Below are 10,757 nucleotides of genomic sequence, written 5' to 3' on the forward strand. Positions count from 1 at the left end.
GAATAGGTATTCTCGCAAACTTTCAAATTGTTCTTTCCATTTCGGGTTATAATTTTGAATGTTTATCCTCATTAATCTCAAAATTTTCGCTGTATACAACGTTTTGGCTAAGCTGCGTTTTAACGTAGTTTAGGTTTTGTTAGCACCTGTTTCTACTTTTTTTCTTCACGCAAAATTTTCTCCATTTTACGACCTCTTGCCAATTCATCAATCAACTTTTCCATACGCCTACATTGTTTATACAATTCAAATTCATCCTCTATTTCTTCAATTCGATAACCACAAACGACTCCTTTAATCAAGTGGGCGTTTGGATTTATTTTGGCTTTTTGAAAAAATGTTCTAAAAGTTGCTTTTTCATCAATAAGTGCTTGTAAAGCATCCTGATCAAAACCAGTGAACCATTTAATTACTTGGTTGAGCTCTTCTTTTGTTCTACCATTTTTCTCTAATCTATTCAGATAATGTGGATAAATGGATGCAAATATCATATTGGCAACCTTTTCATTTTTTTCCGCTGTAACTTTCATTTTTATTCGATTTTGAATTGATTGTCACTAACACCAAAGATATGAATTGGAGCAAGGTAAACACACCTGAGCCAATTGATTTATTTGCTCATTTTATTTCTTATTCAATTTATAAAAATTGAGCGTTATTACAAAAAGGAAATAATTTCTCGATTTCGCCACTAAACTTTGCTCTGATTTTTTATATGATAATGTTACAAGCTTGCAATTTTCAGTATTCAATATTTATATTCCATTCCAGGAGCATTTTCGGCTCGCTTTTGAAACCCAAACTTTTCATAAAATTTAAACTTCTCCTTAGCTGAAAACAATTGAATATCTCGAATGTTATTTCCAGTACATTTCTCCAATAATCTTTTCAATATTTCACTTCCAATTCCTTTTCCTTGGTAATCAGGAGATATAATTAAATCAACAATTAGTGCGTGATGAATTCCATCGGATATAATTCGACCAAAACCAATCAAAATTCCTTCTAAATATGCAGAAACAGAATACCAACTATTTTCAATGGCAATATCCAATTCTTCGATTGTGAATTTACATACATCATTCCAACCGGTTGAATCAAATAAAGTCCAATACTGATCAATACCAGGTTTAGTAATTTTGTATTCAACAGGTTTCAATAATTTATTTGGCATTCTTTTAGTTCGAATTTTACTTTTCTGCTCGCTTGTAAAGTATCTTGTCTATTGCGTTTGTTTCCCGAAGGTAGTATATGCATGATACAAACTGTGTTGTAGGCGTTTATTTTTTTTCGGTTTCTTTTTTCGAATCAATTAATTCTATTAAATTGTTAAGCGAAGATCTTATTTTATCCGATTTACTTTTTTTTATCATTAACTCAGCTTTGTTTTTCATTCCGCTGTAATTAGCTTCTGGATAAAGTTCAATTAATGCGGAAAAATATTTATCAATACCACCTGCAAGTTTTGTCTTTCCCTCTTCCGTAAAGGCTTTTTCGTTATTTATTTCATCCAGATAGATCAAATAATTTTTAATTAGAGTTCTTACATTCGAATTAATATTGTTCTTAACTACTGAAGAGTTAGGATCATCAGCACTTTCTTTTATCTGTTCATTTCCTAATCTAAAATATTTTAGTTGAAGTCCTAATCCAAAATGCCAAACCGCAAGCATTTCTTTGTCGTATAGATATTGATCTTTCCTGTCTAGAGCATCATAGATATTATTCATATCCTTCCATTCACTAAAGAATTTTTCTGCTACATTGTTTTTATGTTTAAGTCCTAATTCATTGTCCTCAAGTACTACATTAAAATTTTGTTGATCAGTAAGTTTTTCAATAATAATTCTCGTTTCAGGGTCATCAAAAGTTGGAAGTTTTTCATCCGCTTTGTAACCATAATTCAATTCCAAAACCACTTTATCATAATCGTTTAAGTCCCAATATCGTTTATCAATGGGGAATTCGCGTTTTTCTGGTTTGCAGTTTGTTAATGCTATACTTATTAAAACGAAGATGATAAGTCTAATTTTTGTCATTAAATCGAATTTTTGGTTTTTCATAATCGGTTAGCAAATTTAGTAAACTATCTACTTCTTTCTCGTATCTTTTTTGTTCACTTAAAACATAACTATGGAAGGTATTGTAATCATATTCTCTTTGAAATTTTCGTTCTTCTTTTTCAGCTTGTCGAATTATTTCCTCGATTTTATCTTTTTCAAACCTATCGAGTTTTGATATTTTTTCTTTTGCTTTACGAGCGAAGAGCTCAGTTATTTTTATATGGTACTTCTCATGAGTTAGCAATTCTTTACTATTTGTATTTTTTTTATAAACGAATGAACGAGATGGGTAAAAAAGAGATTGAACCATAACAAAATTTTTATCAATGTCACTTTCTATAGAAGTAACGACGTAAGCAAATCTTTCGTTACCATAAAGTGATTTCTTGAAAAATTCTAAACCTCTAAAATTCTCAAACGTTATTTGGTCGTATTTGTCAAAGGTCAAAGGCTTCTCATAGTTTAAAAAATTCGTATGACTTAAGATCCCAAATCCAATTATTGCAGGTATTAAAATAGCACTACTATACCTTAGAAACTTTTTGAATTTTTTTAACGGTATTTTGTTTCCTTTTTTGTTCTCCTTTATAACTATTCCTAATTGATAAAAAACAGGTGAAAAATAAGTAAGTAAAATTATGATAGCTATTAAATTTTCATTCATCCGTCTTTTTATTTTTCATAATTGACTACAACTTTTATATAGGTGTCTTAGCTGGGTAAAATGTTACCTTAATTTCCAATTTTTCTTATCTATTTGGTACTAGGCAGGCAGGAATACAACAACCAATAGATAAATCACTTAGCTACTATCATCATATATTTGATGTTGTATCCAGTTTTATTCAATTTCTATATATTCCGATTTTCCTCCCGATAAATCTCCATTCAGCCAATTCCAGTCAAATGCTAATTTCAGTTTTCCATTTTGAGTTTCTGAAATCGTCCCTTTTGATTCACCCGCTTTCAATTCACCTTCGGTTGTAAGACACTGATACAAGAGCTCAATTTTTGAATCTTGAGTTTGCTTTCCGATTATAAGTCCCTCCAGTATCGAACCTCCTTTATATTTTCCAGTAATCGTAGTTCCGTTCTGAGAATAATGAAAAATCGTTTCATCTGATGATAATCCACTTTTATTTTCAGTAGTTACAGATTTTTTGTCATTGAGGTTAAGCATAGTTCTTGTTTTTAATAGACTAAAACGGTCTCATATATGAGTAGTACGGGATCGCTAATCACCAACCTTTCTGTTTTGCTCCGACCTTTGCTTTGTGGTTACACTTTGAATTAAACTCCAAAACCCGTATTAACTATAGGAGTCATTGTTAGCATTTGTTATTATTTCCTAAGTTGTGTCTTTAAGTAACTTTCAATAGTTGTATTTAATTCTATTGTTTCATTCGGAAATTCTGGAATTGTCCGTCCGTCAATTACTGTTTGTGTCATATCTATGAGATTATTGGCAGTGTTTTCTGTAAAACCTACTGACATTAGTGTTTCTTTCCATTTATGACTTGGAATAGATTGTGCAAATACATCTTTTCTTAATATGGTTGAAAAAGCTTTAGCAATGTCCTGCGAATTGTATTTTTCTTGTCCTACTAATTCGTATACCTTAGTAGTCCCTGTTTGATCTGGTTTAGCTATGATATTAGCAAGAAAATCTGCTAAATCAATAGGCGAATGCATCGAAATTTTTAAGTCTCCAGGGAAAAAAGTTGGTAAAACGCCATATTGCTCGACTGTATCATAATAACCAAGCCAGTTACTGAAATAATATGACGGCCTGACAATTATTTTCTCAATGTTCAATTCATTAAAACCCTGCTCTAAAATTCTTGACATTAACAGATTACCCGTTTTTCCTTCGAGATGAGCACCGATACTAGACAAGCAAACTATTCGTTTTATTCCATTTTTTTCAACAGCTATTCTATAATTTTCAACTATTCTGCTAGTATCTCCTATGATATCATTTGAAGTTGGGTTTTCAGGTGTCAACAGAAATGCTGTTGTTCCTCCTTCAAAAGCATTCACAACTTGGTCTGTAACAAATAAATCTGCTTGTCTAATCTGAATATTAGAACTTTTAACTTTGTTTGGGTCACGAACAACTGCCACTGTGGGGACACCTTTTTGTGATAGTCTATTAATTAAATGTGTACCTACTTGTCCTGATGCTCCAACTATTATATTCATATTCCTTTCCATTTTCTATCATCTTCTTTAGTCTGTAATTTGTTTAACCAATTGATAAACATTTCTATTTTTATGTCTTCTGCTCTTTTTATTTTTATGTGTTTCAGGGTATTACCCTTACCTTCTAATAAATTATCTGGGGCTTTTATTTTGTCGATGTTATAAAAACCAAGAGTGATGTGTTTTTTTGCAAAACGCAAATAAGCAAAATCTTTTCCATTCGAAAAAACTGGGAAACCCTATTTCATTTCTTCACCTACTTCGTCAATCGTTATATGCATAAGTCGTCTGATTTCTTCAAGTAACGGAATTTGGTCTTCAGTTGCTTTGCGAATATAATCTGTATTTTTTTATTTAGATTCATTTTCTATTACTTGACTTTAAAAAGAAACTTAATAGTAGTGTAAAAGCTATTCCTGTAATGAGATTACCAACAAAGGAATAAAAGCTTTGCGTTGAAGTACTGTAATATTCTTGTTTTTCCAATAGTTTTGCTTCAAGTTTTTTTAATGGAACATTTGTGTCTTCCATTTTTATTTTTAGAGCATTAAGTACATCCGCAACATAGTTCGGGTAGAGTAATTCATAAAAAAGATACGTAAATAGTATACTAAATATCGCTGTTGATAAACTTAAGACAAGTCCTTGTAAAAGAGCTTCTTTGTAGGATATAATTTGCCCATTCAATTCTTTTCTCTTTCTGATTGCGAAATAAATAGCAAACAGTAAAAAAAGATAAAGCATTAGGAATAGAACAGTACCTCCCACCATTTCCTTGTCTAACAAAATAGCTTTAGGCCCAAGTAGTTTAAGCTCAATAAGTGTAAGCATTAATATACTGCCAGCAAGGGCAACCACAAATCCGTAAATTATTGGTGTTTTGAATTTCATCATTTTCATTTGTTTTAAATCTTAAACAAAAATCAATGTAATCCTATAATATCCCAAGCATACAAGGATGGAAAAAAAGGTGGATTTAATGGTCTCAACCTTTTTCTAATAGTTTTTGACTCAATGAAAAAAGTTCTTTCCTGTTTTTAAGACCTGTTTTTTTGTAAATATTGTTAATATGTGTTTTAATAGTAGAAATATCAACGAATAATTGGTCTGCAATTTCTTGATTCTTTTTACCTAAGGCAATTAATTCTAAAACGTTCTTTTCTCTTTCGGTAATCCGATTATTATATGCTAGTTCAAAATCTTCCTTTTTCTTTGTGGTCCCAAGTATCATCCCAAGCCAACAGACTAAAAGTATAAACGGAACTAAAAACAAGGAGTTCACATTGTTGATTTCAACAATTCCATAGCTTGATGAGAAGTAAAAAACATTAAAAATTAGTACTCCTAACACCACAACAACTGTTAGGATTATTAAAACTCTGTTTTTCTTGATTATATCTGTCATTTTATTCTTTGTCACTTGCAATGAACCTAACGGTTTGTATAAAAGCAATAGCGAATTTAGGTTCTCTTACGTATCGATTATAATATAATTAAATAAATACAAAAAACAGTTCGTGTTTGCACTTAAATTGCTATTACTTTTATACTTTGTTACCTGCTGACTTTTTCTGTTAGATGCTCATAAAAATGAAGTCAAAAATGATTAAAGGCTTAGGCTATTACTTTTTCCAAATGCCATATTTTGGAAACTATCTGCCATCCATCTTCTCCATTAACAAAGCCAAGATGGTCTACAAACACATTCTGATGTGCTCTAATTCTTATTTTTACTGTTGCACAAGAAGGTGATAGCCAATCAATCAATAAAATTTCTGCTTCAGGTTCCTGTCCTTTGCTCTCAGGTGATACTCTTCCTCCAACATCTTTGCTAAAACTATCTATGGGTTCAACGAAAACCTTTCCTTCATCGACATCAAATAGACTAGAACTTTTATGAAATATTTTATTGAGTATTTCAGTATCACAATAATAAAGGGCATCGAAATAAGTTTGTACTGCACTTAGTAAATCGGTAGTTGAATTCATTTTTTGTTTTTGCATAATTTTTAGAATTTGTTTTTTGTCAAAATTAGTTTAGGTATTGTACTATTTAGAATCTTGAAATTGAGCTTTTTTAATTTTTAGCTGAAATTTTATCAACTACGCCATAACCACAAATCGTTAACTTTGTTACTTATGGAAATCAAATATTTTAGACTTATAAAGACTATTGTAGAAGAAGGTAGTATTGCTAATTCTGCTGAGAAATTGTTTTTAACGCAATCGGCTTTGAGTCACCAATTAAGAGAACTGGAAGAAAGATTGGGATTTAAGGTCTTTCTTAGAACCCGAAATAAATGGAAATTGACAGATGAAGGTATTGAATTATATAAATTAGGGAATACAATTCTTAAAAGTATTGAAAAAGGTTTTCAAAATATTGAGCAGTTGAGAACTGGTTCTGTTGGCACTATCAAAGTAAGTACAGAATGTTATAGTTTTTATCAAGGCCTTTCTGCTTTTATACAAAAAATAGGGCTTTTATATCCTGGTATTAATGTTGATTTAATTCTTGAAGCAACGCACCAACCAATACCAAAAATTTTATCTAATGAAATTGACATAGCAATAATTACTTCAAAACCTGAAAATGAAACTTTATCAAGTATTGAAATTTACGAAGATGAAATTTTTGCAATTATGCATAAAGAAAATACCTTGAATAAAACTGATTTTTTAGATCCAAATGATTTTTCAGAAACACATTTGATAATCCATTCTTTTCCTTTGGAAACGGTCTCGGTATATGACCAATTTTTAAAACCTAATAAAATTACTCCTCTCAAGATTTCCGCTATCCCTCTTACCGAAGTTGCCCTAGAAATGGTCAACGCAAATATGGGAATAATGTGTATGCCTAAATGGGCTTTAAAATCATTTAAGTTATCTGATGATTTGATTTTCAAACGAATTGGTAGAAGTGGACTAAAAAGAGTACATCATTTAGTTTTTCGTAAATCTGATAAAGCAAAGAAATATATTAATGATTTTATTTCAAACTTTGAAGATAATTTTTCGAAGGTTTGAATAATTTACAGCTTACAGGTAACGTTTAATGTATGATTTTGTAGCGTGCAAAAAAGCCGCTAATTTTTCGGATAAACACAGAACTGAATTTTTATATTTTGTTTTTAACTTATCAATTGTAAATGGTAATTTTAAAAACTTGGTGAACCCTGTAAATAGGCACGTCCTTATTGGTTTAGTAGCTACTTAGCTATGTTTATACCCTATGTTAGCAAAAGTTTAGTTATCTATATAGGCGCTAATACACATAACGGTATCATCAACATTTATAGGAGGTGTAGCGAGCATATACAAAATAATACCATCATTAGTTGCTCTGTATTCCTCCAGAATAACACCAAATTCATCAGTAGTGTAACCAACAACCTCATCTTTTTTCACCATATCTCCCGCTTTATATTTACTATAAAAAATACCCATTACATTAGCCTTTATATAAGTCTGACTATTACGGTAAATTACATTTTTATGGGCTCCCGTTCCATTAGAGTACATATCCATAGTTTCAAGCATATTGTATACCCCTTTTTTAATCAAATAGACATTCTCGTTTTGTACATTACCCAACTTACCACATTCAATGCTTACTGCAGTTTTTCCATCTTGAACAGCTTGTTTGAAGGTATATTTTGCTGGCTCAGTTTCTGAGATGGTATATGGATAGGAGACGACATATTGAAATCCACTATTTTCAGAAAGCTTTTTTGCTAAAGCAGTTTGCTTTGGTTTTTTGTTGTTGTCGTAATAACAAACAAAGGGAAGTAAATCTTCAGGGGCATCTCCTCCATGAACATCCAAAAAAACATCGCTAACAGCAATTATATTTGCTGTAATAAAAAAAGCTATTTGTTCTGTTATACTACCATCTTTTTTTCCAGGAAAAGCATTGTTTAAATTTTTCTGATCCTGAGGATTAATAAAAGGTGTTCTTGTGAAGAAAGAAACCATATTAGCAATTGGAATAATAACGATTGTTCCTTTGAGCTCCTTTGGATTGATTTCCTTTAGTATTTCTTGTGTTGCCACAATGGGTGGGTACTCATACCCATGGACGCCTGCAATAATTGTGAAAACTGGTCCTTGAGTTTTACCCTTTATAATGGATATCGGCAAGTGACCAGAATTTCCTAAATCATCAGAAAACTCTATCCGAATATTTTCTTTTGTTGATTTACTTTTGGAATCGAAAGCTTTTTGAAAGGAATTTTGTGCAAAAATAAACGGAACCACAAAAAACATCAAAAAGGATAAAATAATTCTTCTCATTTAATTATAAATTCTGTTTAAGATTTTCGCTAACGTTCTGTGTATGGCTTGTTGCGGAATTTTCCGAAGGAAACATTCCGATAAGTCACCAAGGTAGCAAATCTGCAATGAATTCCGTTAAGGAATTCATTGCAGATTTGCTATACACCGTGTTGTCTACTGTTTTTAATATTTATTTTTTTGCCCACCCTTTATAAGTGATTATTAATCCTATACCCAACAAAATAAAACCATAGACAAAATCATTATCATTTTTATATTCATTAATAAAAATAAATTCATCTTTGGTTTTGTTGGCTAGCATTTCTATCTTATCTCTTTTGTTTAGCCTTTCACAATATTGTTTTTTTGTTCGTTTCGTAAAAGTTTTACCGTTGTATTCTAAATCAAGAAAGTAATTCCGTTTTCCGAATTCGGAGCAGTCTATAACAGTTACTTCAACCAAAATATTTTGTTCCGTTATTTTTTTATCAATGAATCCATTTCTAATTATTATTCCGCTAACAAGAACCATAATAAACCCTCCGAAAACAAGTCCATTATTAACTATAAAAGATAGAATTTTGAGTTTCAATAATTTTTGGTTTAATGGTAGACGACGTTTAATATATGTGTCGTAGCAGAGCAAAATGTTACCTTGCTTTTCGATCTTTCTGCACAATGGTTCCTAACTTTTACTTTCTGCAAGCATTGCGCCTTACTAAAAATACAACAACCATTCGATTTATCACTTTACTGCTATGATCACATAGATAGTGTTGTGCGTTCGTAATTTTTCAGTTCAGCGCTTTATTCATTACCAAATTTTCATAGGTATTAAATTCCATTGGAAAATCTACATTACCTAATGAAACATAACCTTGTCTTTTATAAAAAGCGATTGCTCTCGCATTATTAATATAAACCTCAAGATTAAATTCAGAAAATCCATTTTCACGTACTTCTTTCTCCGCTTCATTCATAAGTCCGTACCCAATTCCTTTTCCGTAAAATCTTTCCAATACATACAATTTACTTAATTCGGGAACAGGTATTTTTCTAATTGGACAATTACTATCGTAAATTATTTCAGCCACTCCAATAGGATTTCCATTTTGATAAGCAATGATTAGTCGGCTAGGATTCTCCTTTATTATATTCTCAATGAGTTCAGGTGAAAAACGCTTTGTAATAAAATTTGCAAACTCAAATGTAACTCCATCAACCGCATAAGTTTGGATATAAACTGTTTTCAATAAAACGGATATTCTCAACGAATCCGAAAGTTTAGCTTTTCCGTATGATATTTTTGTCATTTTGAAGTTTGCTTCTTATAATTCAGTTTTTCGGGTATGACGCACAACGTTTAGTGTAAAATGCGTTTTAATGCATTTTTATGCAGTGTTATATGCTTTTTTCTATTTTTTCAAGATATTTAACTATTTGAGCATTACCCACTCGTTTTGCAAACTCAATCGTACTTTCTCCATTAAGATTTTTAGGGCCATCGACTTTGGCTCCTTTTCCAATTAAATATTTGACCATTTCTGTATCTTCACGAGAAATCGCACTCATTAATGGCGTACCATAACCATCTCCACCGTTAATATCTGCGCGATTATCTAATAGGTATTCGATTAAATCAATACTTGATCTGCTATAAACGGCATAATGCAAAGGTGTTTTATTTGTTTCTGAATCATCATTAACGGAAACGCCGTTTTCTATTAAAGTCTGAACACACTCCAAATTATCTCCCGCACAAGCAATTTGAAGAGGTGATTGTTTTTCCGAATTTGGAATTCGAGGGTCAGCCCCAAGGTCAAAAAGCACCTTCAAATTATTAGGACAATCATATTTCACAGCCTCTAGCAATGAAGTACACCCATCCTTATCAAGTGTATTAACATTAATTCCACCATTAACAAGAATCCTAATTATTTCTGAAGAGTTTTCAATTGATGATGCAATATGAAGTAAAGTTTGCCCTCCTTCATTAAATAGATTTATGTTAGTATTTTTAATTTCTTCTTTTAATGAACCATAATCTTGTTCATAAACCATTTCAGTCAACTGTTCAATTTTTTCACTCATTTCCTATGATGTAGTTCTTAATATTAGTCAAATTTATTACACATTATTATATTCTCGTAATTGCATATAACGGCTATTGTATGGTGTGTTTGCATCCCGAAGGGTGCATATGCATTAATGCAT

Annotated in this window: 15 protein-coding genes; 1 reads left to right on the forward strand and 14 read right to left on the reverse strand. The window is 31.2% G+C overall.

Features of this window, described 5'->3' with window-relative positions:
* Positions 1-152: 152 nt before the first annotated feature.
* The 10 genes from J8M14_RS17440 to J8M14_RS17485 form a co-directional block, all read right to left on the reverse strand.
* A complete protein-coding gene (locus tag J8M14_RS17440) occupies positions 153-530 on the reverse strand; it encodes a DUF2200 domain-containing protein (RefSeq protein WP_211076096.1) in 378 nt (125 codons plus the stop codon).
* Between the two features lie 218 nt (positions 531-748).
* Positions 749-1,174 (reverse strand): GNAT family N-acetyltransferase, encoded by a 426-nt coding sequence (locus tag J8M14_RS17445; protein WP_211076097.1) that lies wholly within the window; start codon positions 1,172-1,174, stop codon positions 749-751.
* 106 nt (positions 1,175-1,280) lie between these two features.
* Positions 1,281-2,039, reverse strand: a complete 759-nt coding sequence (locus tag J8M14_RS17450; RefSeq protein WP_211076098.1) for a hypothetical protein — start codon at positions 2,037-2,039, stop codon at positions 1,281-1,283.
* On the reverse strand, positions 2,026-2,727 hold the full coding sequence (locus tag J8M14_RS17455; RefSeq protein ID WP_211076099.1) for a hypothetical protein: 702 nt from the start codon (positions 2,725-2,727) through the stop codon (positions 2,026-2,028). The genes J8M14_RS17450 and J8M14_RS17455 overlap by 14 nt, the downstream gene beginning before the upstream one ends.
* A gap of 177 nt (positions 2,728-2,904) precedes the next feature.
* Positions 2,905-3,243, reverse strand: a complete 339-nt coding sequence (locus tag J8M14_RS17460) for a hypothetical protein (protein WP_211076100.1) — start codon at positions 3,241-3,243, stop codon at positions 2,905-2,907.
* A gap of 161 nt (positions 3,244-3,404) precedes the next feature.
* Positions 3,405-4,265 (reverse strand): NAD(P)H-binding protein, encoded by an 861-nt coding sequence (locus J8M14_RS17465; RefSeq protein WP_211076101.1) that lies wholly within the window; start codon positions 4,263-4,265, stop codon positions 3,405-3,407.
* Complete coding sequence (locus tag J8M14_RS17470; protein ID WP_211076102.1) at positions 4,262-4,465, reverse strand: DUF1801 domain-containing protein; 204 nt, start codon at positions 4,463-4,465, stop codon at positions 4,262-4,264. The genes J8M14_RS17465 and J8M14_RS17470 overlap by 4 nt, the downstream gene beginning before the upstream one ends.
* 160 nt (positions 4,466-4,625) lie before the next feature.
* A complete protein-coding gene (locus tag J8M14_RS17475) occupies positions 4,626-5,159 on the reverse strand; it encodes a DUF4199 domain-containing protein (protein WP_211076103.1) in 534 nt (177 codons plus the stop codon).
* Positions 5,160-5,250: 91 nt separating this feature from the next.
* Complete coding sequence (locus tag J8M14_RS17480) at positions 5,251-5,670, reverse strand: helix-turn-helix transcriptional regulator (RefSeq protein ID WP_211076104.1); 420 nt, start codon at positions 5,668-5,670, stop codon at positions 5,251-5,253.
* A gap of 209 nt (positions 5,671-5,879) precedes the next feature.
* Positions 5,880-6,269 carry a nuclear transport factor 2 family protein gene (locus J8M14_RS17485; protein ID WP_211076105.1) on the reverse strand — a complete coding sequence of 130 codons (390 nt, stop codon included), beginning with the start codon at positions 6,267-6,269 and terminating at the stop codon, positions 5,880-5,882.
* Positions 6,270-6,404: 135 nt separating this feature from the next.
* On the opposite strand from J8M14_RS17485, the gene J8M14_RS17490 reads away from it, so the two are divergent.
* Positions 6,405-7,295: a LysR family transcriptional regulator gene (locus J8M14_RS17490; RefSeq protein WP_211076106.1), complete on the forward strand. Its 891-nt coding sequence runs from the start codon at positions 6,405-6,407 to the stop codon at positions 7,293-7,295.
* Between the two features lie 219 nt (positions 7,296-7,514).
* On the opposite strand, the gene J8M14_RS17495 is transcribed toward J8M14_RS17490, so the two are convergent.
* From J8M14_RS17495 to J8M14_RS17510, 4 genes are all read right to left on the reverse strand, one after another.
* Positions 7,515-8,561: a M14 family metallopeptidase gene (locus J8M14_RS17495; RefSeq protein WP_211076107.1), complete on the reverse strand. Its 1,047-nt coding sequence runs from the start codon at positions 8,559-8,561 to the stop codon at positions 7,515-7,517.
* 172 nt (positions 8,562-8,733) lie between these two features.
* The gene (locus tag J8M14_RS17500) at positions 8,734-9,135 is read right to left on the reverse strand and encodes a hypothetical protein (protein ID WP_211076108.1); all 402 of its coding nucleotides are present in this window, start codon (positions 9,133-9,135) and stop codon (positions 8,734-8,736) included.
* Between the two features lie 202 nt (positions 9,136-9,337).
* Complete coding sequence (locus J8M14_RS17505) at positions 9,338-9,856, reverse strand: GNAT family N-acetyltransferase (protein WP_211076109.1); 519 nt, start codon at positions 9,854-9,856, stop codon at positions 9,338-9,340.
* Between the two features lie 88 nt (positions 9,857-9,944).
* Complete coding sequence (locus J8M14_RS17510) at positions 9,945-10,634, reverse strand: ankyrin repeat domain-containing protein (protein ID WP_211076110.1); 690 nt, start codon at positions 10,632-10,634, stop codon at positions 9,945-9,947.
* Between the last annotated feature and the right edge of the window lie 123 nt (positions 10,635-10,757).

Source organism: Aquimarina sp. MMG016 (assembly GCF_018100805.1).
In the GTDB taxonomy this organism is placed as follows: Bacteria; Bacteroidota; Bacteroidia; order Flavobacteriales; family Flavobacteriaceae; genus Aquimarina.